This window comes from Litorivivens sp. (assembly GCF_041624475.1).
Classification (GTDB): Bacteria; Pseudomonadota; Gammaproteobacteria; order Pseudomonadales; family Spongiibacteraceae; genus Litorivivens.
In genome coordinates this window covers 1-24,264 of record NZ_JBFJUX010000009.1, presented here as the reverse complement: position 1 = coordinate 24,264, position 24,264 = coordinate 1, and the positions used below count along the sequence as shown (strand labels likewise).

21 protein-coding genes are annotated in these 24,264 nt (G+C 56.7%); 9 read left to right on the top strand and 12 right to left on the bottom strand.

What is annotated here, in order from left to right; translation table 11 throughout:
- Positions 1-79 precede the first annotated feature (79 nt).
- From ABY734_RS10740 to ABY734_RS10710, 7 genes are all read right to left on the bottom strand, one after another.
- Positions 80-1,186, bottom strand: coding sequence for a hypothetical protein (locus ABY734_RS10740; protein WP_372779103.1), 1,107 nt, complete (start codon positions 1,184-1,186; stop codon positions 80-82).
- A complete protein-coding gene (locus ABY734_RS10735) occupies positions 1,186-2,532 on the bottom strand; it encodes a sigma 54-interacting transcriptional regulator (protein ID WP_372779102.1) in 1,347 nt (448 codons plus the stop codon). The genes ABY734_RS10740 and ABY734_RS10735 overlap by 1 nt, the downstream gene beginning before the upstream one ends.
- 26 nt (positions 2,533-2,558) lie before the next feature.
- The gene (locus ABY734_RS10730; RefSeq protein WP_372779101.1) at positions 2,559-2,981 is read right to left on the bottom strand and encodes a hypothetical protein; all 423 of its coding nucleotides are present in this window, start codon (positions 2,979-2,981) and stop codon (positions 2,559-2,561) included.
- A gap of 59 nt (positions 2,982-3,040) precedes the next feature.
- The gene (locus ABY734_RS10725; protein ID WP_372779100.1) at positions 3,041-4,579 is read right to left on the bottom strand and encodes an ATP-binding protein; all 1,539 of its coding nucleotides are present in this window, start codon (positions 4,577-4,579) and stop codon (positions 3,041-3,043) included.
- A 79-nt stretch (positions 4,580-4,658) separates the two neighbouring features.
- Positions 4,659-5,897, bottom strand: a complete 1,239-nt coding sequence (locus tag ABY734_RS10720; protein ID WP_372779099.1) for a hypothetical protein — start codon at positions 5,895-5,897, stop codon at positions 4,659-4,661.
- 9 nt (positions 5,898-5,906) lie between these two features.
- Complete coding sequence (gene glmS, locus ABY734_RS10715; RefSeq protein WP_372779097.1) at positions 5,907-7,736, bottom strand: glutamine--fructose-6-phosphate transaminase (isomerizing); 1,830 nt, start codon at positions 7,734-7,736, stop codon at positions 5,907-5,909.
- Positions 7,737-7,956: 220 nt separating this feature from the next.
- The gene (locus tag ABY734_RS10710; protein WP_372779095.1) at positions 7,957-8,706 is read right to left on the bottom strand and encodes a hypothetical protein; all 750 of its coding nucleotides are present in this window, start codon (positions 8,704-8,706) and stop codon (positions 7,957-7,959) included.
- A 499-nt stretch (positions 8,707-9,205) separates the two neighbouring features.
- On the opposite strand from ABY734_RS10710, the gene ABY734_RS10705 reads away from it, so the two are divergent.
- From ABY734_RS10705 to ABY734_RS10685, 5 genes are all read left to right on the top strand, one after another.
- Positions 9,206-10,579 (top strand): TolC family protein, encoded by a 1,374-nt coding sequence (locus tag ABY734_RS10705; RefSeq protein WP_372779093.1) that lies wholly within the window; start codon positions 9,206-9,208, stop codon positions 10,577-10,579.
- Positions 10,580-10,589: 10 nt separating this feature from the next.
- The gene (locus tag ABY734_RS10700) at positions 10,590-12,020 is read left to right on the top strand and encodes a hypothetical protein (protein ID WP_372779091.1); all 1,431 of its coding nucleotides are present in this window, start codon (positions 10,590-10,592) and stop codon (positions 12,018-12,020) included.
- An 11-nt stretch (positions 12,021-12,031) separates the two neighbouring features.
- Positions 12,032-13,354 (top strand): glycosyltransferase, encoded by a 1,323-nt coding sequence (locus ABY734_RS10695; RefSeq protein WP_372779089.1) that lies wholly within the window; start codon positions 12,032-12,034, stop codon positions 13,352-13,354.
- Positions 13,348-14,649: an HlyD family secretion protein gene (locus ABY734_RS10690; protein ID WP_372779088.1), complete on the top strand. Its 1,302-nt coding sequence runs from the start codon at positions 13,348-13,350 to the stop codon at positions 14,647-14,649. Before ABY734_RS10695 ends, ABY734_RS10690 begins: the two co-directional genes overlap by 7 nt.
- A 112-nt stretch (positions 14,650-14,761) precedes the next feature.
- Complete coding sequence (locus ABY734_RS10685) at positions 14,762-17,452, top strand: insulinase family protein (protein WP_372779086.1); 2,691 nt, start codon at positions 14,762-14,764, stop codon at positions 17,450-17,452.
- A gap of 85 nt (positions 17,453-17,537) precedes the next feature.
- Here the strand turns inward: ABY734_RS10685 and ABY734_RS10680 are convergent, their stop codons facing one another.
- Positions 17,538-17,849 carry a hypothetical protein gene (locus tag ABY734_RS10680; protein ID WP_372779084.1) on the bottom strand — a complete coding sequence of 104 codons (312 nt, stop codon included), beginning with the start codon at positions 17,847-17,849 and terminating at the stop codon, positions 17,538-17,540.
- A 213-nt stretch (positions 17,850-18,062) separates the two neighbouring features.
- Between ABY734_RS10680 and ABY734_RS10675 the strand changes: the two genes are divergently transcribed.
- A complete protein-coding gene (locus ABY734_RS10675) occupies positions 18,063-18,563 on the top strand; it encodes a nuclear transport factor 2 family protein (protein WP_372779082.1) in 501 nt (166 codons plus the stop codon).
- Between the two features lie 18 nt (positions 18,564-18,581).
- On the opposite strand, the gene ABY734_RS10670 is transcribed toward ABY734_RS10675, so the two are convergent.
- The 3 genes from ABY734_RS10670 to ABY734_RS10660 all read right to left on the bottom strand — a co-directional run bounded on the left by ABY734_RS10670 (position 18,582) and on the right by ABY734_RS10660 (position 20,499).
- Positions 18,582-19,364 (bottom strand): methyltransferase, encoded by a 783-nt coding sequence (locus tag ABY734_RS10670; protein ID WP_372779080.1) that lies wholly within the window; start codon positions 19,362-19,364, stop codon positions 18,582-18,584.
- A gap of 310 nt (positions 19,365-19,674) precedes the next feature.
- On the bottom strand, positions 19,675-20,283 hold the full coding sequence (locus tag ABY734_RS10665; RefSeq protein ID WP_372779078.1) for a flavin reductase family protein: 609 nt from the start codon (positions 20,281-20,283) through the stop codon (positions 19,675-19,677).
- A 6-nt stretch (positions 20,284-20,289) separates the two neighbouring features.
- On the bottom strand, positions 20,290-20,499 hold the full coding sequence (locus ABY734_RS10660; RefSeq protein ID WP_372779076.1) for a YdcH family protein: 210 nt from the start codon (positions 20,497-20,499) through the stop codon (positions 20,290-20,292).
- A gap of 206 nt (positions 20,500-20,705) precedes the next feature.
- Here ABY734_RS10660 and ABY734_RS10655 point away from each other — a divergent pair, with 206 nt between their 5' ends.
- Positions 20,706-21,830, top strand: a complete 1,125-nt coding sequence (locus tag ABY734_RS10655; RefSeq protein WP_372779075.1) for a nitronate monooxygenase — start codon at positions 20,706-20,708, stop codon at positions 21,828-21,830.
- Positions 21,831-21,875: 45 nt separating this feature from the next.
- On the opposite strand, the gene ABY734_RS10650 is transcribed toward ABY734_RS10655, so the two are convergent.
- On the bottom strand, positions 21,876-23,546 hold the full coding sequence (locus tag ABY734_RS10650; protein ID WP_372779074.1) for a von Willebrand factor type A domain-containing protein: 1,671 nt from the start codon (positions 23,544-23,546) through the stop codon (positions 21,876-21,878).
- Positions 23,547-23,664: 118 nt separating this feature from the next.
- Here ABY734_RS10650 and ABY734_RS10645 point away from each other — a divergent pair, with 118 nt between their 5' ends.
- Entirely contained in the window at positions 23,665-23,925 is a 261-nt protein-coding gene (locus tag ABY734_RS10645; RefSeq protein WP_372779073.1) for a DUF4160 domain-containing protein, read from the top strand.
- Between the two features lie 11 nt (positions 23,926-23,936).
- Positions 23,937-24,182: a DUF2442 domain-containing protein gene (locus ABY734_RS10640; RefSeq protein ID WP_372779071.1), complete on the top strand. Its 246-nt coding sequence runs from the start codon at positions 23,937-23,939 to the stop codon at positions 24,180-24,182.
- The last annotated feature ends 82 nt before the right edge of the window (positions 24,183-24,264 follow it).

Below are 24,264 nucleotides of genomic sequence, written 5' to 3'. Positions count from 1 at the left end.
AACAAATCAGCGACGGCGGGATTGGAATACGACAAGGCGACGGCCAGAAGAGTAAAAAGACAATGGAGAAACAGGCTATTTATACCAGATAGGGTGCGAGATGATTTAAAACTTCACTTTCACCGCCGGGTAGCGACGAAAACGTAGCCGGACGTTGCAATAATGCCATCATTGCACCGGTAATATTGCCACGCTCAAATGCTTCAAGAGACACTTCCTGTGCCGGCGTATGTCGCTGAATCCAGTCAATCAGTGCCGCCTCCTCTGCCCATCTCGGCCGTCTTACATACAGTACCGACGTCTGGTTTCGCCAAGCTTCACAGAAACTGCCGTAGCCTGGTTTGGTCAACAGAATATCGACCGACGTCAGCACATCGATGAATCTCATGTTTAGTTCAGCGAATGGCGTTATGCGAGAGCGGTCTGTCGGAACACAAGCATTGTCTGGGACAATCCAATGGGTATTGTCAGGCAGCGTCCAGCGATCGAGCTCCAAACGCTGAGTAATACCACCAAGTGACAGCAAAACCAGCCGATGATGTTCTGGAACACCCAATCTTTGATGCAGATCGTAGCGCTCACCTTCCCGTGCCAGCACGTTGACCCGATGCAGGTTCGTCAGGCTTTTCATTCCCATACCTGGGCTTACCCGCAAAAAAGCCTCCGCACCGTTATACACCGCGCGTATATCCCTGCAAACCTTTGCCAGCGTTCCCCCATCAGTATCGCTGACGGCGTTTGCGTCTTCGAAGAATAGCGATTCAAGAATATCCGCCCAGTTTAGCGAGCACATCGCGAAGGCAGGTATACCCAACTCCCGGGCAGCACTTAGAGGCGTGTGATCGACATTACTCAACAATAGCGCTGGTTCAATCGACCTGAGCACAGAGACGAACGCAGCAACCTTTTCATGGTAACGGCTTTGCCAGGCCACAAAGGCCTGGCTCGTCGCGTTCAGATCAACCCGCAAAGCATCTTTCATCAATATGCTGACGTGATTCGGCGCGGGTAGAAACTCTACAGATTCTCCCAGAAAATCACGCAGTACGTGCGGCGATATCTCACTGAGCACCACCACACGACGACCTGGAAAGCGCCGCTGCAGCGCCCGCACCACGGGCACACACTGGCCAAGATGGCCGAAGCCGTGAGCCGATATTGCTACAGCAATCGGTCGCAAAGTCACTAGGCCTGTCGACGACCGCGATATTCGCTCGGATCAAGATGATGTCGATGCAGCAGACGATAGAACTCGGTGCGGTTGCGTTTCGCGAGATTCGACGCTTTCGAAACATTACCTTGGGTGATATTCAATAGCTCAGCCAGATACTCGCGCTCGAAGTTGTCACGCGCTTCGGCAAATGACGGAATCTCACCTGAGTCCATCTTCAGCGCGTTCTGCACCAGTTGCGAGGGAATAACCTGTGTACTCGACAGTACGGTGGTCTGCTCGACAATATTCTGTAGCTGCCGAACGTTGCCAGGCCACGCCGCTGAGACGAGTATTTCCAGTGCTTCCGCTGAAAAGCGTTTCTGTGCCTGCCCTTTGCTTTCCGCCAGCGTTCTAAGAAAATGGTTGGCCAGCAGCGGTATGTCATCACGGCGTTCGCGCAGCGGTGGTAATGACAGTTGCACAACATTCAGCCGATAGTAGAGATCCTTGCGGAAACGCTGTTCCTGTACTTCTTTCTCAAGATCAAAATGAGTCGCTGAAATAATCCGAACATCGATGGGTACCGATGTGGTCGACCCCACCGGACGAACTTCTCGCTCCTGCAATACGCGCAGCAACTTTGCCTGGAAACCCATCGGCATATCGCCCACCTCATCGAGAAACAGCGTGCCGCCATAGGCTGCCTGAAAAAGGCCTTCGTGGTTTTTGGTCGCCCCGGTAAAGGCTCCTTTACTGTGACCGAACAACTCAGATTCCAGAAGCGATTCCGGTACTGCACTACAGTTAATCGCCATAAAGGGCTTTCCGGAACGTTCGCTTGCATCGTGAATTGAGCGCGCCAGTAGCTCTTTACCAGTGCCACTTTCGCTCTGAATCAAGACACTGGCGTCACTTTGCGCAACCATTCTGGACTGTGACAGCACTTCTTTCATCATCGGGCTACGCGTAACAATGCGCGCACAAAAGCCATCGGAGCTTTCATCACCGGGATCGCCATAAGCCTGCAGTGCGCTGTTGATTTCGCTGACCAATTCGGCACTGTCAAAGGGCTTGGTCAGGTAAGCAAAGGCACCGCGTCGGGTCGCTTCTAGTGCGTGCGGAATCGAGCCGTGGGCCGTCAGCATAATGACGGGCAAACTGGGTCGATTGGCTTTGACGTACTCGAACACCGCCATACCGTCAATATCGTCCATCCGCAGATCGGTAACCACGACTTGCGGCTGAAAACTATCCAGCAACGCAAGGCCTTTGCGGCCGCCATCAGCACTGGCCACCTCGAAGCCATCAGAGGTCAGGCGCATGGAGACCAGCTTCAGAAGGTCTTTGTCGTCATCTATCAGAAGTACGCGTTTACTCATAAGAACCTTTTATTGCTCAGGTGAAGTCAGTGGTAGCCATTGCCCGGGTGGTTCAACTGCATTTCGATCGACTTAAGCTCTTCCAACTTTTTGTGGGCGTTTTGCGTTTCGACACGCGCAGTGATCAATTGGTTCTGCATACGCTGCCATTCCTGATTAATGGTAAGCAGCATTCGCGCAAAGGCGCCGTAATCTCTGTCAAAAAATGCAAAGCCTTGATCATCAATGTAACTTTTCAACAAGTCTTCAGATTCGCGAAAACGACTCATCGCGTCGCCATCACTTCCGTTCATTAACAGAATCGCCAATCGCATACGCGATTTCTTGCTGCCACTGCGACCAAAATCAGCGCGCGCGGCATTTAACTCTTGCTGATAATTCGCACTGTCTAATGCGGCGACGCGTGCGTTGTAATCCATTAGCTCAACCAGGCTTTCCGGTGGATTCATTACAGCGCCAGACTGCGTATTACTCTGTGTCGCACACCCTGATAGCAGCAGGCCTAGCGTCAGGATTCTGAGGTACGTTCCAATGTACATGTATTGGCTCCATTCTTGGGTTTGTATGCCATCGGCAGGCTCAACTGCAAGTGGGCGCCATGACTGCTGGGTAAAACGATTAAATCCCCTTGATGTAAACGTGCATAAAGCCTGGCAATCGCCAGACCGAGACCGGTACCTTTCAAATGACCGCTGTAGGGCGTAGCGCCTTGGTAAAAGGGCTGAAAAACTCGTTCCGCTTCGCTGGGGTGAATACCTGGCCCCTGGTCGTTCACATCGAGCTGCCAACGGCCGTTCAAAACAGTTTGTTTGATGTTTAAGCGGCCGCCTTCGGGTGAGTACTTCACGGCATTTGACACCAGATTATCGATAATTGCCGTGAGCTTTTCAGTATCAGCCTTTACCCGTGGTTCGCTGAATCTCGTGTCAATAGTCAGCCCTTTTGCCCGCACCACCAACTGGTGAGAATCAATGACCGTGCGCACTAAATCTTCAGCCGAAAGCCATTCCATATCAAGTTTAGAGCGAGGTTCATCGTTAACACTGAAGGCCAACAGGTCTTCGATACGGCGCTGCAACTGAAGGCTGCTGCTGTCGAGAATATCCACGATTTCTTTCTGCTGCTGGTTAAGCTGACCCACAACATCGCCGCTTAGCAGGCTGGTGCCCTCTCGAATACTGGCTAGGGGCGTCTTCAGCTCGTGGGATATATGCTGCAGAAATAGCCGTTTCTGATCCGCCAGCTCACTCAACCTCTGGCGCAGCCACTCTAAGCGAAAGCCGAGCGCCTGAATATCTTCGGGCCCATCAACCTGGATGACTTCGTCTACATCGCCACTGCCCAGTCTTCGGATGCTTCTATCCAGTTTTCTCATGGGCCGGCTAACCCGGTACATAATCAACAAGCCCAAACCGGTGGCCACTGGCAGCACCATGAAGGCCTCCCACAGCAGGATCTGTTGCGCCTCGGTCGCGTAGTTATGCAATTTCTGTATACGCTCGCGAATTACTTCGCTATTGCGGTCGACCAGCCAACGGATTATCTCGCGCATCTCAGCGAAGCGCTGCAAGGAGTTTATCGCCAGCGTACTGTTGGGCGGCTCCTGCACCAGCACCTCATTTAATCCAGCGCCTAGCGCCAGCAGTTGTGTGATTTTTTCGAGTACGGCGCGCTCGTTTTCTATTGCCAGCAGTTCACTCGCCGAGTTTTCAAACTGCTTGTGTAATTCCTGATAGGTTTCAAGCAGTTTGGTATCACCGATGACCTGATAGACACGAGCATTTCGTTCCATACCCAGCAAGTAGTCGCCCAGCATGCGGCTGAGGCGCACGGACTGGGTACCGTCCAGGACGGCATCCTGGCTGTCGACCGCCAACTGACGCACATAGTGGGCGGCGCTGCCAACAGCCAGCAGCAGCGGCAAAACCACCAGCGCAATACCCAGAGCCATCCAGTGCATGACCTTGCGCGGATAAAACCGCGTCAGGCCGCTGACTTGCTTGGGAGCAGCTGTATCCTTGGCATATTGTGGCAATGTGCTATCCATGTCTCAGAGGGCTGGTTACAGCACCCCTTTCCTCATATATGGGTTTTCAACTTTTACCACCACCAACAGCGAGATCTACCTAGAGGCGCTTTCCCAGCAGACTGAGTGCATTCCAGGGCGGCACCTGCGGTTCAAACTGAAGACCGTGAACGGTTACACCTCTCGTCCAGCCCCAAACAGACACGCCGCGAAAGTGCGGACTCTGCCTGGCACCACTGCTATCGATCGCATCCAGCGCTGCACGCAAGTAGGCATCCTGGGTCGGCACCTCAGCAGCGGCGCCTGGCGCCCTGCTACACCCGCCACCGCGGCAGTAGGCGTGCTCGTGCACCGTCGCCGAGGCGGGAACACCGAGCTGAAACTTCACGCCTGATTGGGCAGACCATTTTGCCATTTGTTTCGCATGACGCTCGGCGCGTTTTTGGTATTCCGTCACAGAGAGTGCGTGGCCCGGCGGACCGGACCCCAGGTCATAGAGCGGCGCAATCAGATACCCGTTGTTAAATTTCGTAAGTATTTCACTAATATTCTTTGCCGCCGGCCCTGCCGGATTCATTTGGTTGGATGAAGCAAATACCGAGAAGAAGCGACCCTTCGGGAAGTCGTCGGTTTTGCAATTCACTGCGCTCTCGCGGAGGGTTGCCGGCACCGTACCGGCAAAATTCTCGGCAATGCGCTGGTAGAAATGAAACTGCCCGTTTTGCTCGCTGACGTTGAAGGGTTCTATATCGAACTGTACGCCAGCCACATTCGGGTCAGAGCAAATCTTGCGCGACACCTTGTCGGCAAAGGCTCGGGCAAGCTCGCGTGGCAGTTCATTGAAGCCTTTCATACTGCCTTCGTAATCACCGGTAATCGCGCCATCGATGACTGGCACAGCCAACACGCGGCCACCGGCCAGAGCGCCGTCAATCTTCGAGGCATAGGCTCTCACAGTGGCCTCACCTTCGGCGCCATGCAGGCGCTTATCGGCGTTCAGTGGGTATACCGCAACCAGATCCTCAAGCCGGCACTGATCAGGCTTACGCCCCGGACAGTACATCTCCAGACTGCCCGCATAGGTGTAGATCAGCCTGATCTTGTGCCCTTCCTCTGCACTGCGGTTGTAATTGTTAAGCCCAGTGGCAAAGTAGCCGGGGTCGTAGCGACGCGGCTCCCCGGGGCGGTTAGTTACGTCATACACCCAGGCGCCATGCGCATCGGGAACTACCGAAGACTCCGAGGCCACGGCGTGATTAGCCAGCACTGCGAGCAGGCAAAGGCAGGCGTGTCGCCTGACCTTGCCTGATAGTCGAATCCATTCCTGTAAACAGCTCATCGTCATTCCTCACTCTACCGTGACCGATTTGGCCAGATTGCGCGGCTGGTCTACATTGGTTCCGCGGTAGAGTGCAGCGTGATACGCCAACAACTGCAGTGGCAAGGTGTAAACGATGGGCGCAATCAAGCCGCCGGATTTTGGCACAGTGAGCACGCGCTCGCTGCCGCTACCCTTGTAACCGACACCTTCGTCAGCGAGCACGATCAACTGACCACCGCGCGCGCGAACCTCGGCCAGGTTGGAGTTCATTTTCGCGAGCAGCGGGTTATAGGGAGCCAGCGCTACGACCGGTACTTGCGTATCAACCAGGGCCAGCGGACCGTGCTTCAGTTCACCGGCGGCATAGGCTTCGGCGCTCATGTAGGTGATTTCTTTGAGTTTGAGCGCACCTTCCATTGCAATCGGATACATCTGGCCGCGGCCGAGAAACAGGGCGTAGTTGCGCTCGGCAATCCGCTCGGCCAGCTCGGCAATCTGACCATCCAGGCTATAGACGCGCCGCACTTGCTCCGGCGCACGGCGCAGAACATCGATCAGCGCCAGTTCGCGTTGGCGCCCCAACCCCTGATACCGCGCCAACAGTACTGCCAGCAGCGACATATTCATCAGCTGGGTGGTAAAGGCTTTGGTTGAGGCGACGCCAATTTCCGGTCCGGCCTGGGTGAGAAACACCAGTTGCGATTCGCGCACCAGTGAGCTTTCCGGCACATTGCAGATCGCGAGCGTTGCCTGGTAGGGCTGGCGCTTGGCAAAACGCAGCGCTGCCAGTGTGTCCGCGGTTTCACCAGATTGCGACAGTGTTACAAACAGCGTGTTGGGTTTTACCACAACCCGGCGGTAGCGGTATTCACTGGCCAGTTCGACTTTACAGGAAACACCGCACAGCGACTCAAGGGTATAGCTTGCTACCATGCCGGCGTGATAGCTGGTGCCGCAGGCTACAATATGTACGTGTTCAATATCCTGCAGCAATTTGGCAGCATCATCCCCCAGGGCGTCTTCGTTGACCATGCCATTTTTCAGCCCCGGCAGCAGGGTGCGTTCCAGCACCGTATCCTGTTCGAAAATTTCTTTCTGCATGAAGTGGTCGTACACACCCTTGCTGGTGTCGACACGGCTCTGCTGGGATTGACTCAATTCCCGAACCACTACCGCACCTTTCTCATCAACAATATTCACCGACTGCGCACTGACCTCGGCAACATCGCCGTCTTCCAGCGCTATATAATGGCGAGTAATTGGCAGCAGGGCCGTGACGTCGGAGGCGATATACGCCTCGCCTTCTGCGACGCCTACCAGCAGAGGGCTGCCGCGACGGGCCGCCACAAGCTCCCGATCATTGTGGGCGGAGATCACCGCCAGCGCATACGTTCCCTCCAGTCGCCGCGTGGCGTTGAGCACAGCTTTCTGAAGTGAAGGTTCGGTCAGGCTATAGTGGTGAATCAAATGGGCGACAACTTCTGTGTCCGTTTGCGATTCAAAGGTGTATCCAGCTTCAATCAGCTCTTTGCGCAGAGCGTCATGATTTTCGATGATGCCGTTGTGAACCACTGCAATTTCATCTCTCGACAAATGCGGGTGGGCATTGATTTCAGAAGGCTCGCCGTGGGTTGCCCAGCGGGTATGGCCGATACCGATATTACCCGACAGGCGCTGCTCGCCAAGACGACCTGACAGCGCCTCCACATTACCCAGCGACCTTGCACTCTTCAGGCCGACGCCATTGATCGCGGCCACACCGGCCGAGTCATAGCCGCGATACTCGAGCCTTCGCAGCCCCTCCAACAGTGACGGAACCACATCATGTTTTGCGATTGCTGCAACAAGTCCACACATACTCTTTCTCCAGGTTTTGCCGACAGTTATTCAATGAGAAACATCTGCCGATTGCGTTGATGTCTGGAGGGGATAAGTGCAATGGCTATGCCAGTGCTGCCTGAATCGCGCCCGCGCGTAGATATTTCACAAACACAGAGAATTCGAGGCGGGATAGAAGCCCTGCGCCTCGAACAGTGCGCAGGAACAACGTGATGCAGTTCGAATTGAGCGAACCGCGCTAGGGGCTTTCGCCAAGGTCGTTGTTGACTCTGTCTCTTAACGACGACTTGAATTCATCGTCGCGTATCAATGCCTGCATATCGGTTTCGTGAACAGCGATTTTTTCATCGGTATTCAACATCTGCAGCAGACTGTCGATCTCTTCGCACAGGTTGAGATTGTCGAGCAACAACCTCCGTTTGATACTCAGATGCTTTCGTGTATTCGTGGCGCTGCGCACGCGCTGTCGCATCTCGCGGGATATGCGAATCACTTCTGAAATATTGTCCGGCGTGGCCAGCGATCGGAACAGCTGGTCGGCTCGCTCCCGGGCCTGCTCACACTCCATCATCGCAGCGCGGCGCGATTTCTCCAGCTTTTCAGCGCGCCGCAACATTGCGCGGCGTTTGAACAGGCCCCGGATCAGGGGCAGGGCATTAATCTCGGCGTTGTGCTTATCCACTTCCGCAGCGATCTGATACAGCCGGTCAGCGGCCTGACTCAGCGCCAGACGAGCTTGCTGCAACTCTTCCCCCCCAACATGGTTTAGCGCAGTAACAAGTTTGCGGCGCCGCGTTTCCCGATGAGGCATAGGCTCCGCAGATTGCAGAGCTTTACACTGCTCATCGACGACTGCCAGCAACTGCCGCATCGCCTTCGCCTCACTGCCCAGCGCCTGGCGCAACTGACTGACAGGAACCTGCATTTGCACAGCGCGTCCACGCCCTGCCTTGTCCGAATTTGAATCGCCTCGCGTCGTACTGCTCATTCATCCAACTCCTGCGACTGCGTCAGTCTCCCTCGACACCGCTATCCCGATACCTATTGCAAGGTCTGCAATGCAAAAACCGGGCACAGTTTCAGGCTGTTATTTACAGATTACCGCCTGAGTAAGGCACCCTTTAACGCTCCGCAGTCGCGGGCTCACCCCCCTCTGTCGCATCAAGGCAACAGCGAATAGTCTTTTTATATCAAACTCTTAGCTACCACCCGCCAAGGCCCTGTTGCTTTCTCGCGACAACTTGAGATGTAAAACCACACGTCTTTTTCAAAACTTCCCTTACTGAGAATTCAAGCCGCTGTTTTTAAAAATGTTTTTGCGAGTGGCACAGCTCTTGCCATGTGCCGGGTGAACCATTTGTACAACCCATCGCCTCGGAGGCGACCACAGAGAGAGTGGGGATCAAGCCGTGAACATGATGAACCGGAACACTATGAACCTGCACAAAACCAAGAAATGTAACCGTACGCTTCCGCGCAAGCGCCACTTGACTGCAGCGATCGCGGCCCTGAGTTTTTCGCTGACGCCCGTACAGGGTCTCAGCCAGGAAAACGAAGCAGCTACAGGCTCTCAGACGCAACAGGGGGCACTGTCGGAACCGGCGCAACAGTGGTTGAGCTTTATCACCCAGATTCGCCATCTGTCGCAGCAGTCCTATCGCACCAATGTCGAAGAACTGGAGCTTGAGGCCCGTAGAGCCGCGCTGGCGTCAGAGCGCGGCGATCTCGGACTTAACCTGTCGGCCAGTTATGCGGACTACCCTGACGGGCTCGGCGGCAACATCAACAATGGCACCGGAACCGATGACAGCCTGGAACAGTATTCCGATGTACGCCTGAACTTCCAGCTGCTGGATCAACTCCTGCGCAAAGGCTCCCGGGTCGACGCCGCCAAAGCGCGGCTGCGTCAGGCCGAGTACCGGGTCACAGAACAGAACACCGAAGCGGCAACCGAACTGGCGCGCGGTGCGGCCATCGCCTGGGCAGAAAAGTATCAGTACCAGGCACTGTCAGAGGCGCTTAACGCGATTCAGGCCGCCAAAAAAAAGCTGAAACTCTCCGCCGAAGCGTCGATGCCGGAAATTACCGAAGCGACACTTGCCAACGAGGCGGAGGCTCTCATCCTGCACAACGAAATCACCAGCGCGTTCGACAGTCTTTCACCTTTTGAACCGTCGGCGCCGCGCCCGCCCATCGACTATACCGTGCTGCCGCAGCGCGCACCGGGCAGCGACGACATCGTTCGACTGGCCAACAACGCGCCGCAGGCAAAAATTCTCGAGTTTGAAGCCCAGGCACTGAAAGAAGATGCCGAGTCCTATCGCGGCAACGGCATCAATCTGGATGTCTACGCCGGCCAGGTATTTCAACGACGAGGCGTCAATGGCGACGATGCCGAGGACGGCCCGCAAGTGGGAGCCGTGCTGACTATTCCTCTCGGCGCCAGCGACTACTACCAGGGAAAAGCATTGCGCTATCAGGCTGAAGCCCGCCGCCGCGAAGCGGCCGATGCGCTGCTGCAACGCCAGCGCGAACTGATCGATCTGCGCAATCAGTGGAGCCAATCCGTTGCCGCGCTCAGCCGCGCGACTGAACGTATGCGTCAACAGAGCCGCATTCTGCAACAGATGCGCACCCGCGCATCACAACCCGGCTCCGGTCGCGCACCGCACCCCTGGCAAATCGATGTGGAAACTGCACGTTTCTGGCTGCGTGTTGCTGACACCTGGCGCGAACGCGGCGAGTGGCTGGCTAATGTCATGACCTGGGCCGTTAGCGAACCGGACTACCTGGCAAGCAACTTCCGCGAGAGCAACCTGGCAAGCGAGAACGCCATCTGTGCTCCGCTTTACGAATGTTAAGGAGACAACCATGGTTTCAGTACTGCGGAATAGCTCATCATCAGTGCCCGTAAGCCACGCACTCGCCTATGAACTGGTGGAGCTGAAAGAGTTTGACCGGGTTACGGACGAAGCGGCGGCAGTCCGCGCTGTGTTTGGCTCACCCGCAGCGGACACGCCGATAGACCGGCGCATTCTGCCGCTGGTCATCACCGGTTACGACAAACACAAAGTGATGCAGCTGGTGCGCGATACCCGAGCTCATCCGGAAAACTGTCTGCGGCCGATTGCCGTGATTGGCCTGGCCGATCACGCTACCGATTCGCTGCTGGAACACCTCGCCGACGGTGTGCTTCCGCCGCGACCAGACAGCGAGATGTTGCGAGAAACATCGCTCACCCTGTCGATGCTGCACCGCCAACTGCGCGACATTCGCCAGGCGGCTGACGACCGCCCACTGACTCTGCTGCAGTATTTGTATACGCGCGGCTCAAGGCTCGAGCCGATGGTTTCTCCCGAGGAGACGCTGGCCTACAGCTATCCTCTGGCCGAGCTTTTCCTTGGCGGCAGCGCCAACGAAGTACGCGAGCTGCTGGACGATATGGCCCGCCACAGCGTAGTCAGTGCCAAGCACGTCGATCGGGTTTTCACCTGTCCCGACTGCAGCAGTTACCGGGTTTGCGCAAAGGAGCTTTGCCCCGAGTGTAACTCCACCCACCTGGAAGCCCAGGAGTCTATCCACCACTTCCGCTGCGGCTACGTAGCGCCGGAAGCCGAGTTTATGGTAACCGGCCGCCCCCGCTGTCCAAAATGCCACGGCGATGTCCAGCATATTGGCGTGGAATACAACCGCCCCGGCCAGTTTGTGGTTTGCGGCGACTGTAATTACTGGGCCACCGAGCCGGTCCTGCAGGCGTGGTGTGCTGTGTGCAACACCTACCATTCGCCGGCGGATCTGCGACCGGTCAATATCAGCAGTTATTCGCTGACACAAAATGCCATGTCGGTGGCACGCCTGGGTTCGTGGAATCCGCAACACGTGGCCGCGCAAAACAGCGCGGCACCACGCAAGCGCACGGCCACACGAAAAAAACCTGCAAAGAACAAACGCTCTTCGGCTATGGATGCGATTGCCAAAGTGGTGCTTAAGGTTGCCAGCGACAATGAGAGTCCAACGACCGTCTACAGCGCAGCGCTGCGCTCGCCAGGCGAGGATGCCAGCGAAGAACTGCAAACGGCGCGCATGGTAATTCAGCAATTAGCCAGCGATTCACTACTCTGCGTTGAGCGTCGCAAGCAGGAGCTTATGATCGTACTGCACGATTCGCCCGACCGACATACACCTACCTGTCGCCAGCTGGAAAAAGCGGTATTACGCGAAGCGGGTATCGACCTTTCGATCAGCGAAGTGGACGACAGCGACGCGCCTATCGTAGCTGACGAGGCTGATCGCTATGCGTAAAGGTGGCTGTGATGCTTAACGAACTGACCGTCCGGTTTAACCAGTTCTGGCTTGAATGTTGGGCGCTGGTGGAAGCACTGACCCTGTGGGAGTTGGCCTTGATTATGTGGCCTTTCGTGTTTCTCTCGGTGCCCCGCTACATACTGTCGGAAATCATCGTGTTGGCGATGATCTTTAAACCAGAACCGCCGGAGAAAGTACGCTTTCGTCAGTACCTTGCTCATAAAAAGCCGCTGGTTTCTATCTTGCTGCCGGGCTTTAACGAGGCAGAAACGCTGGAAACCACCGTGCTGTCTCTACGGGAGCAGTCCTACCCCAACCTGGAGATCATCGTGGTGAACGATGGCTCCTCCGACGGGATGGACGCCATTGGCCGCCGTCTGGCACGACGTGGCTGGGTGCGCTATTTCGAACATCGCCAGCGCGGTGGCAAGTCATCGGCCGAGAACTTCGCGGCAAACGCTGCGCGCGGTGAGTTTATGGTGATCTGCGATGCAGACTCCACCTTCGACCGCCACTCCGTGTGGCATTTGCTGGTTGAGTTCTACGACCCGGAAGTTCAGGCCGTTGCCGGCAACCTGCGCGTGCGCAATGCCGGAACCAACCTGCTGACCCGATGCCAGGCCATTCAATACCTGTTCGGCATCGGTGTCGGGCGAAGGGCCTCCGCCGCCGCAGGTACCTTGTCTATTGTGTCCGGTGCCTTTGGCGCGCTGCGCAGTTCGATTGTCAGACAGATCGGCGGCTGGGAAGCCGGTCCCGGCGAAGACGGTGACCTGACCACCAAAATCTGTCTCGCCGGCGGCAAGATCGGGTTCGCACCCAAGGCGATGTGTATGACTGATGCGCCGGACAACTGGTGGGGCTACTTTCGCCAGCAGCTGCGCTGGAACCGCAGCGTGGTGCGCTTCAGGATCAGAAAGTACAGCGGCATTTTCAATCCCTTCAGCCGCAGCTTTAATGGTCGGAACCTGCTCGGCGCCCTGGACGAAGTGATCTTCGAAGTCATCTTCGCCATTTCACTGCCCATCTATGTCGTGTGGATGCTGATGAATCACGCGGACATGTTCTGGCAGGTAACCTTTCTGGTCACGATCCTCTATGTCTTTGTGAATATCTTCCACTACCTCATAGCGCTGGCAGTCAGTGAGCGACCGCATCTGGATTTGCCGATGTTCCCCTATTTGCCCCTCTACGGATTATTCACCGGGCTCTACCTGCGCACTGTGCGCCTGATCGCCTACGCCGATGAGTATCTATTCAAACGCTCATACTGGGAAACCTACGTCCCCGAGTACGTACAGGAACAATCAAGGAAGTATGACTCATGGTAAACAGACAGAATGCTTTGCAAAAACGCGACTATCACACACAACCCGCGCCCAAACCTTCATCAGGCGGCGCGCCCAGCCACCCTTGGCGCCAATGGTATTCCAGTGCGCAAGGGCCCGACTCGTTGCCACTGGAAGTCGCCCAGCCGCGCAAACCCCAATGGGGACGTTATATTTACCTCGCCATTATTGCCTGCATTGTCGGGCTGGTGTTGCGAGAAATTTACACCGGCCTGTTCTGGTACAACGCCCAGGGCGCCGTCAGCGGACAACAATACAATGTATCGCCCTCACAGACTGTGACCATTGACGAAGTGCTGGTTTCGCCTTCAGAAACCGTCAAAGCCGGGCAGCCGCTGGTGAAACTCAATTCACCGGAGCTGGTACAGGCACTGGCCCGCAATGAAGCAGAAATCGCGCGTATGCAGGCGGATATGGTGGAAAGCACCTCGCGCATTTCCTCCAATCGAGAAGAACTGAGAGCGCGCATTGAATCCAACCGCGCCCAGCTGGAAGCACTGGAAAACAAGTCGCGCACCGAGATAGAACGCATCAACGCCATGCGTCGACTGGTTGCTGCCGGCGCCGTGTCCAAAGGCAGCCTGCAGGAGCTGGAAATGCAGCACTCGGAAACCTGGTCCGACCTGCAGCGGGTCAAGGCCGAATTGCAATCGGCTTATCGGCAAAGCTCGGCGCTGGCTGAATCTCAGTCCCGCGATGAACAACAAGCAATGCCGGAAAATCGTCTCGCGTCGTTAACCAAGCTGCGCGACAGCATCCAGAACCAGCTCAACAGCCTGGAGCTGCGAGCGCCGTCCGATGGGGTTGTGGCAAACGTTCGTGTTTCGCGCGGCGACGTACTCAAAGCCGGGGAACCGGCGGTTATCATGTTGGAACAGGATGACACTCGCGCCTTTCTGTTCTTCCCGCCCTCAGCTCAGGGCAAGCTTAAAGTGGGACAGACCGTACCGGCCCACACCTCGGCCGGGGCTGATTTCCCCTTGCGTATCGAAAAGATCTACCCGCGCATGGAAAGCAAGTCGGCGCTGTCATACAGCGAGCTGAACGCGCCAGAGAACGCTTCACTGGTCGCCGAAGCAGTACCCGCCGATGGTGGTAAGTTCCCCGATGCCCTCAACACCGGCACGCCCATCTACGGCCGGGTGCCACGCTGGTCGCTGGCAGAAGATATCGACAAAGCGGTTGCGGCGCTGAGTGAGTTCTTTAACGGAAAGGCCGTCGCCAACGAGCCCGCAACGAGTGACAAAAAGGCGGCCGCAGCCGCTTCAGAAAACTGAGCCAGAGCGCTGCTGCCCCGGCAGCAGCGCTCCAACTATTACCGTGACAAACCTCCTGATTCCTGCCGACACAAGGCTACAATAGTCAGTCATTTCGCAGCGGAGAGGGTTCATGATTCCACCGCGACGCCTGCGCAATCTGGCAATCCTATCCACATTCGGGCTGCTGCCCCTGCAGACCGATGCGCTTCCTGACAACAGCCATTCACTACAAGATCACAGCAACGGCCTGCGCAGTCTCACGTTGTCACGACCAGCTCGCGCCAATGCCCTGATTGGTTTGCAATTTAACGCCGGCAGTTTTCAGGATACCGTGCCCGGACTGGCCCATCTGGCCGAGCATGTTTTTTTGCGCCAGCACATTGTCGACGCCCGAGGGGAGCGGCTTGCGCTACGCGATTTCCTCACATTAAACGGCGGTCGGGTCAGCGCCAAAACCAGCCACGAAAGCACTTATTTCGTCTTTGAGATCCAGCGTGAAGCGGCGTCCTTGCTATTGCAGGAGCTAGCGGAGCTGCTGCGGACAACTCGTGTTACGACGTCGATCATTGCCTCGGAAATCAGCGCAGTAAGCGACGAATTTTCTTTTCTCAAAACCCGCGAAAACTGGTTGCTGCAGGACGCCCTCAAATCCGCCACAGCAGCCGGACATCCCTTCCGGCGAAACAGCGCCGGCAATCAAGCAAGCTTTGCGCCCTACTCCCTCGACGCATTAAAAGCCGAGCTGAAGAGTTTTTTTGAGCGTTACTACCGCCCTGCCAACCTCAGTCTGGTCTATATCAGCGCGGAAAGCCCAGCCCAACAACAGCAGAATATACGCGAAAGCTTCGGCGACCTGCCGGTGTTGCCCGCAGCAAACATCCGAGAGCCCCCCCTGTTCGACAGCAGTACACTGCCGCAGTATCTGCACATTCAGGCGCCCGTATCTTCACGCCAGTTCAATCTACTGCTGCCACTTGCCGGCCTCTCTAGGGAGGAAGGGGAAGCCACCGTCGACTATTTGCGCTTTTGGACCGATACCGACAGCGCAGGGAGCTGGCGGCGGCAGTTGCTGAGTACCGGCCTGTTCAAAAGTGTCACCTTGAGTCGCGGGATTGCGGCCGGAAACCAGGCCAGTTTAAGTCTGCACTGGGTACCCACTGGTACCGGGCTAGCCGCTGGCGACGCCACGTGGCAGATACTGCTGCAGGCGCTGCAAGCTCTGGCAGTTCAGGCGCGCAACCCGAATGTGCTGGCCCGCTTCCGCGCCCACCAATTGCGTGATCGCAATCGGATACCCGGCTATATAGAAAGTCACCATGTTCAAACCTGGCTGCAGACCCTCGCCAAAAAGAGAAGCGAGCTGCCCGCTGTGTTGCCCTCGAAGCAATTCCTGTCGCTGCTTGATAAGCGCAAGCTGCTGTTGATTGAATTGCACCCGACCCTGGACGGCGAACAGCGCTCACCGGTATTTGACGTTCCTTATACCTTGCAGAAACTGACCCAGCCCACCGCTGCGCCTCACAATGCAACTGTACTCGAGGCCTTTACGCCCCCTGTCGATCTTCGGGAATCGCCGACCCTGCCGGAACTTGCGTCGCAGGCCGACAAGCCGAAACTCCTTGCAGACACGGGCCATATCACCACCTGGCATTCCGCAACGCCGAAGGCTAACGGATCTATCATGGTGCAGCTATCTCTTGACCTGCCGGTAATCGGCCAGTCTGCCCACCACCGGACGCTCGGCCTGCTGTGGCTCGAAGCACTGGATATCACGAGCCAGCGCTTTCCGGACAGTGACTGGTATCGCCATGATCAGGGCATGGCGGTCGAGCTGCGTGGCACCCCCGTTCAGATACGAGACCAACTGGCGAGCATCGCTGACATGTTGCAGACAACCTTGACCCAGGCGGAATTCGACGCACTGAAAGCCAGAATGATCGGCGATTGGCAACGGCCCCCGGATTATCGTTTTGCCTTCGAAAGACTGGTAGAAAAGCTGCGTTACTCCCTTATTCCCGCCGAAGATCCAACGGCGGTACGCATTGCGGCTCTGCAGGAGAGCGACCACCCGCACTGGCTGGCCCTCCAACAGCAATCGCTGTCGGCTCTGAGAGCTACGCTCTACATTTACGGCGGAGATCGCGAGACGGCCCGCGCACTCAGCCACGCTCTAACACTTCCCCACGCCGTTCAATCGCCAGGCGACACAGCGACCAACAACTTTGCCCGCACTGCATTAGCGGCGGAAGAAATTCAAGGTGGCACCCGCAGCACTGAGCTGCTCAGTGAGTCCAACGCGCTGCTCCGCTACCATGTCACGCCGCGCAGCACACCACAGGATGAGGCGCAATTTCAGTTGCTTCTACCGCTGTTAAAAAGGCAGTACTTTGCGACCTTGCGGGAAGAGCAGCGTCTGGCCTACGGGGTGACCGTCGTGCCAGTCAACTTTGAGCAACAGCGGGGGTATGCGCTGATTGCCCAATCTGCCGCGACTACCCCAGACATACTAAAACGCGCAACCGAGCAGTTTCTCAGTGATTTTCCACACTGGCTAAACACATTGACAGAGGCGCAGCTGGCGTTGGTAAAAGCGCGGGTCAGCGCCGAGCTTGATCCGCGCGCGCTACGCGGTGAACAGTTGGCGGATCACTACTGGTCCCATATTTCGAAACAGCAGACGGGGCTAAACTGGCAGGAAGCCGTACTGGAATCAGTACGTACGCTGCAGCCACAGGATCTCAGCCGCTACTTTGATGCGGTATTTCGCAGCAAGGAGGGCGAAGCACTGATACTGGAAGGCTGGCCCCGCCGCGAGGGCTAAGGGCCAGCTCTAGAGGGAAATAAAAAAGCGGTGACGGCGCAGGTGTGGGGATAGCCTCGGAGGTTGCCGCCACCGCCAGGAAGCGCTACTGCTGAATAGATTGAAACTCGTTGAACTCGTCAGCGCTCAAATGACCATCGGTGTTCTTGTCCAGTTCACCGAAGGACATCGCGACGTCGGCATTCGACTCGGCTTCCTGCGGGCTGATCAGTTGATCGCGGTTTGCGTCGAGGGCATTAAACATGCCGCTGTTCTGACCGCCTTGTTGGACCTGTTGCTGCTGTTTGTCGCCTTCCTGCTTCGCGTCATCGCCTTTGTCGAACAGTCCGGCCTGAGCGCCCATAGCACCGATCAACAGAAACGGAGCCAGCGTTGCAATTACCGTTTTACCTTTCATAACAGTCTCCTGTTCATTCATAGTCTTTCGAGGCAAGCCGACGCAGGGCCAAACTGCCTCTCCACAAGGGCTATATCAAAGAGCGTGCCAGTATTTTTTTGCTTATATTTCAACAGCTTAAATTCTGCCCTGTGAAAACCATCAGCATTTCTGTCCCTGTTTTCCGACAGAAATACTCACACTTGCCATAATATTTATTAATATCAATCAGTTATGAATGTCGCCCAAAAAGTACAACTGGATATTCGCAGCGACAGCCGCGGCCATTGCATTACACTCACCCGGCACACAAACTTGGGCTGCAATCGACAGGAGGAAGGAAACGGTATGGCGCTGACACTGGAAGACCGGCTGGACATACGCGAGTTAATGGCACGCTATGCCCACGCCCTCGACTATCACAATCTCCCCGCCATGCGCGACATCTGGACCGACGACTGCCGCTTCCAGGCGGACGAGCCCGAGGTAAATATCACAGGTATTGAAGCATTGATTGCCTTTTTTAAAGACACCGTTGCCACCGTGCCCAATGCCCGCCATCTGATCGACAATCTGTATATCGAAGGCGCAGCCAGTGAAGCCCTCTGCCACGCCTACCTCAGCATTGTGGATGCGGATACGGGAGCATTACTCGGCTTTGGCCGTTACCGCGACGACGTGGTGCGAACTGCTTCGGGCTGGCGCATTCGCAGTCGCGTATTTACGGCAGGCTAGAACGCTCTGGCGGCCCGATTAGCCCCCAAGAGGCTTGCGACAGACAAGATGAACATAGCGCCCCAACTGCCAGTAGGGCTCGCGGTTGCCAAACTGCCACTCCACCGCCATCACATCGTCCAGCGAACGCTCGGCGCGGAGGGCTCTGGGCATAAAATCCAGCGCAAAACGGACACTGCGTTTACCGATAACATCCAGGCCCGATTGCTCCAGAAAAACACCCAACTGCGCGGGTTCCTGGGGTGACGGTGGGGTAAAACTGCCGGGCTCTCCGGCGAAGCGCTCGGCATTGACCTTGCGCAGGTTGCCCTTGATCAGATTGCCGATGGCAATGGCGTGGACGTTGTATACCAGCAGGGAAAGGTAGGCGCCGGGCCGCAATGCCGCTATCAGTCCGCTCAGCGCCTGCTGCGGCTGCGCCAACCACTCCAGTACCGCGTGGCACACCACCAGATCGTAACCCTCGGCGGCAGCGCCGTCGGCCAGATGTTGCTGCAGGGTTTCCTGTCGACAATCGACGCGCCCTTGCAGTTCTGACCGAGCCAGTTCCGCTCGCGCCAGCGCCAGCATGTCTTCGGCCGGCTCAGACAGCACCACCCGGTGCCCCAGATTCGCCAGCCGGGCGCTGATCTGACCCAGCCCGCCGCCGGCATCCCAGCAATCCAGTGCCGTGCTCTGCAAGGGCAAATGCTCAAGCATGTCGCGCCACACCAGCTCCAACCTCAGCTCGCCCTTGGCAGAGCCGTAGATGCGGTCGCGGAAGCGCTCGGCCCTGCCGCTGAATATCTGATCACCTGCCATTGTCAGTCCTGAGCTTAAACGCGCAGCCGGAAAGAGACTGCGGCAGAAGGATACCGTAAAAGTGCAGAAATGACGGGCAAAAAAACCGGGGGAACCCCCGGCTTGAATTGTCGATCTTGACTCGATCCGAACCGACTCATAGCGCGTCGAGTCCTTCAACGCGCCCCCTTCCCTGGGGAGTCACCTTGTCCGGTGTGCGAGTCAGAGGGCCGTCCTTAGCCCGGGATTGATTCTCGCTTCCCGGCACTTTTTGAAATATAGGAAATATTCACAGGTATTTGTAAGATATTTCCTACACGACATTGCCCCGTTATTTGGGCCTGGGAATGCTGCGGATATCCCCCAGCAGGCTGTAATCGTTGCCCCCCAGCCGGGCAATAGGGTCAAGTGCCTTGGCATCGACCTGCAGGCGCCCCTCTTCCTCGCGGGCGATGTCATCGCTCAGGTAAATCTGCTTCACCAGACCGTAGACGATGGATTGGGCGCCGATCTCGTGGTGTTCGTAGAGCTCACAGGCATAGGCCACCCGGCAGTCGCTGAGTCGCGGCAGCGCGAAATCACCGAAGGTGGTGGTCTCCAGCCCGCTGCCATCCAGCTCCGATTCGCCGTGGTTCAGCACCGCGCTGCTGCGGGTGACCTGCTCCATCATTTCCCGGTGGGCTATGTGAACCACAAAGTGTTTGCGCTCAAGAATGTTGCGACGGGTGTCTTTAATCTCGCCATCGGGCTTTTTGCCAATCGACAGCATCACCAGCGGCGGTTTGGAGCACACCCCGTTGAAATAGGAAAAGGGCGCCAGATTAAAACTGCCCGCAAGCCCATTGTCCGACAACACCCAGGCAACCGGCCTGGGAATCAGAGTCTGGATCATGGTGAAATAAATGCGGTTCGGGGACAGGTCTTGCAGGTCAATCAACATAGGGGATCAGGCGTTAAGGTCAGGAATGATGCGCGCTCGCAGCCGCTCGATGCAGTCCTTCACGTACAGCTTTTCCTTTTTCAGGCGCCGCATTTCCAGCTGGTTGTGTATAGGGTATTCCTGCAAGTTGGCGATTTTATGGTCCAGCTCCCGATGCAGGACGCGTAGCTCCGTCAAACGGGCACGAATTTCCTTGTGATCCAGTTCTTCTATCATGTGCCAAACTCATGAGGGGGGGCGAAACCCGAGTACTGCGCGTTTCGACATAGTAATGGGTCTGACTGGCAGACAAAAGGGCTGTGGCTGGCGCTGATCTAAATAATCACCAAATAATGGCAATTGGCGCCATTGTCCCGTTCGCCGGCCTGTCCAATACTGTCGGGCAAACGGATACACCCGAATGATTCAAGGGAGACATCATCATGCGTTCTGAACTTTGCGACAAACTGGGTATTGAACATCCCATCTTCGCCTTCACCCACTGCCGCGATGTGGTGGTAGCGGTCAGCAAGGCTGGCGGCATCGGCGTATTGGGCGCTGTAGGCTTCAGCGCTGAAGAGCTGAAAGAAGAGCTGGACTGGATTGACGCGCACATCGGCGACAAGCCCTACGGCGTCGATATCGTTATCCCGCAGAAGTACGAAGGCATGGGCGATATGTCCCCGGAAGAGCTGGAAGAGCAGCTCAACAAAATGGTACCGCAAGAGCATATCGACTTTGCCCAGAAGCTGCTGGCAGATCACGGCGTGCCCGAGTGGCCGGACGGCACCAAAAGCATGGGCCTGCTGGGCTGGACTGAAGCCACCGCCACCCCCCTGCTGGAAGAAGCCCTGACCCGCGACAAGTGTGTGATGATCGCCAATGCCCTGGGTACCCCCCCGGCCGACAAGGTCAAAATGATTCAGGATTCCGGCCGCCTGGTTGGCGCCCTCTGCGGCAAGGTGAAGCAGGTCAAATCTCATGTTGAGGCTGGTCTGGATTTCATTATCGCCCAGGGCGGTGAAGGCGGCGGTCACACCGGTGACGTCGGCTCTATCGTATTCTGGCCCCAGGCCGTCGCTGCCGCCGAAGGCACGCCGGTACTCGCTGCTGGCGGTATCGGCACCGGCCAACAGATGCTGGCTGCCATGGCACTGGGATGCGCGGGTGTTTGGACCGGCTCCTTGTGGCTGACCGTAGAAGAAGCTCACGCGGAACCGGCTCAGAAAGAAAGCCTGCTCAAGGCCAGCAGCGAAGACACCGTGCGCTCGCGCTCCTGGACCGGCAAGCCTTGCCGCATGCTGAAAAATGACTGGACCGAAGCCTGGGAAGCCCCGGAAAACCCCAAACCTCTGGGTATGCCGCTGCAGGGTCTGGTATCCGGCGACGGTATCCGCCGCACCGCCAAGTACGCGGCAGTGGGCGAGTGCCAGAAAGTGGCTTTCAACCCGGTCGGCCAGGTCGTTGGCCAGATCAATTCTGTGGAGTCCTCCCGCGGCGTTGTCATGCGTCTGCTGCAGGAATACGCCGACGCCTACGAGCATGTCACTGCGATGCTCGAAGGCTAAGTTCTGCCCGGCCCTCTCCTTTCGGAGAGGGCCAAGCTCTCTTTCTTACCCCGCTATTCCTCCCTGCAACACCGCCGCACTGTCCACCATACGTTTCAGATCGGTCATTTCATCCTGGCGTAAATCCAGCTCTCTTGTCAGTACCTGCAATTTCTCCCAGTCAAAGCCCGCCAGATGAGGCGAACGACGCAGTTTCTCGGCAAAGCCCGCCGCCAATACCGCCGGCGTAGTTGGCTGAAGGTGCTCAAGCGCGCGTCGGTAGACCACCTGATCACGACGCACGCTGGCGCCGCCTTGCGGGGACTTGTAGCGCAGTTTTACCAGCGCCAGTTCCTTGTGATTGCCTGACGTTCTTGTTTCAGAACTATAGCGGCGCTCATCCACAAAGCGGTATTGGCTGTCAGTCAGGGTAATTTCGTAGAGGGCTGTTACGTTATGCCCCGCGCCAATATCACCGGCGTCTTTGGCATCGTTATTAAAATCGGCATGCGCCAACTGCCGGTTGTTGTAGCCGATCAAACGGTATTCAGCCACCACCGCCGGATTGAACTCCACCTGCAGTTTCACGTCCTTGGCCAGGGTATAAGCGGTGCCTTTTAATCCACTGACCAGCACCCGGCGCGCCTCGCGAAAGCTGTCGAGATAGTAGTAATTGCCGTCGCCCTTATTGGCCAGCGGCTCCAGCTGGGCATCCATGTAATTGCCCTTCCCCACACCGAGCACGGTCAGATAAATACCCTGGTCGCGCTGGCGCTCGATCATGTCTACCAGTGCCTCGCCGCGCAGACCCACATTCACATCACCGTCGGTAGCGAGAATCACGCGATTGTTCCCGCCCTCAATAAAAGCCCGCCGGGCAAGTTGATAGGCGCGCTGAATGCCATCACTGGCGTGGGTAGAGCCACCTGCGGTCAGGCCCTGCAAGGCTTGCAGAATAGCGTGCCGGTCTTTTGCTGGCGTGGGTTCCAGCACCGTGCGCGAACCGGAGGCATAGGTCACCAGTGACACCGTATCGGTCGGTTTGAGCTTGCCCAGCATCACACTGAAGGCGCGCTTTAAGAGGCCAATGCGATCCTCCCCCTGCATGGACCCCGACACATCAATCAGAAAGACATAGTTACTGTCGGGCAGTTGCGCCTGCTCCGGCTCCCAGGCGTTGAGTCGCACCTGCAGCAAGCGGGTTTTTGCATTCCACGGCGTTTGCATGATGCGCGTCTCAAGGCCCAGCGGCTGCGCCGCGGATAGCCCCGACAAAGGCTCATATCTGAGCGCATTGATGATTTCTTCAGTGCGCACCGCATCCTCCGGCGGCATGCGCCCTTCATTCAAGTAGCGCCGCACCACACTGAAAGAGGCGGTATCCACGTCCACCGAAAAGGTAGAAAGGGGGTCGCCTGCGGTACTTTTCACCGGGTTGTCTACGGTGCCCTGATAGGTATCGCGCTCCTCGACAATGTGGGCGATGTGAGGTCTGTGCGGATGACGCACAAGCTGCGAGCTTGCATAGTCAGCCACCGGCGCCGTAGCGAGCTGACGTTTTTGCGCAAGACTCTGCTGTTGTGCCTTCGCGCCATACGCGACTTCGGCCTCCGCCTTTCTGTTCTCAACAACGGTTTTTTCAGCAGGCGCAGGAACACCCACGGCCGATTCATCGCGATTTACAGAACAGGCCGCGACGGCCAGGGCCAGAGTGGTAAGCATCAGGGGCTTTTTCATACCGGTATCTCCGTTTTGGGTTGATACCGGGTATGACGGACAGAACATGAAACTTGAACAAAAAAATTGAAACACTTATATCCTGAGCGAACAGGGAAGCGCACTAGCGGAGGCAAGGATGCCGACGATAAGCGAATTTTTCGGGATTATTATTCGGATGTACTACGACGATCATAATCCTCCACATTTTCACGCCTACTACGGCGATTATGAGGCCCTGATCAGAATCGACACTCTCGCTATAATGGATGGCAAGCTCCCCAAGCGAGCAAAGGCGTTGATTCTGGAATGGGCATCGGAACATCGCGAAGAGCTGCATGAAGATTGGGCTCTCGCAGAAAAGCATTATCCGCTCAAACGAATAGCCCCGTTAGAGTAAAAGAGCACAGCATGCACAAGATTACTCAGGTTCAGGTAAAACCCAACTACACACTCGCGCTTGTGTTTGACGATGGCACGGCTGGCGAAATTGCCTTGGGCGACCGCCTATTTGGCCCGATGTTCGAGCCACTGAAGGATCCAAGCCTGTTTGCCCAAGTCTCGATTGATCCTTTCGGAGCCCTGTGCTGGCCTAACGATGCAGATCTGGCACCGGACGCGCTGTACCACGCAGTCCGAAAGCAAATCACCAATTGAACCTCACCGCACCATAAACCTGCCGCCCCGGATTCTGCTGGGCGTAATAGGTTCCCGGGAAAAACACCGAGTCCACCACCTG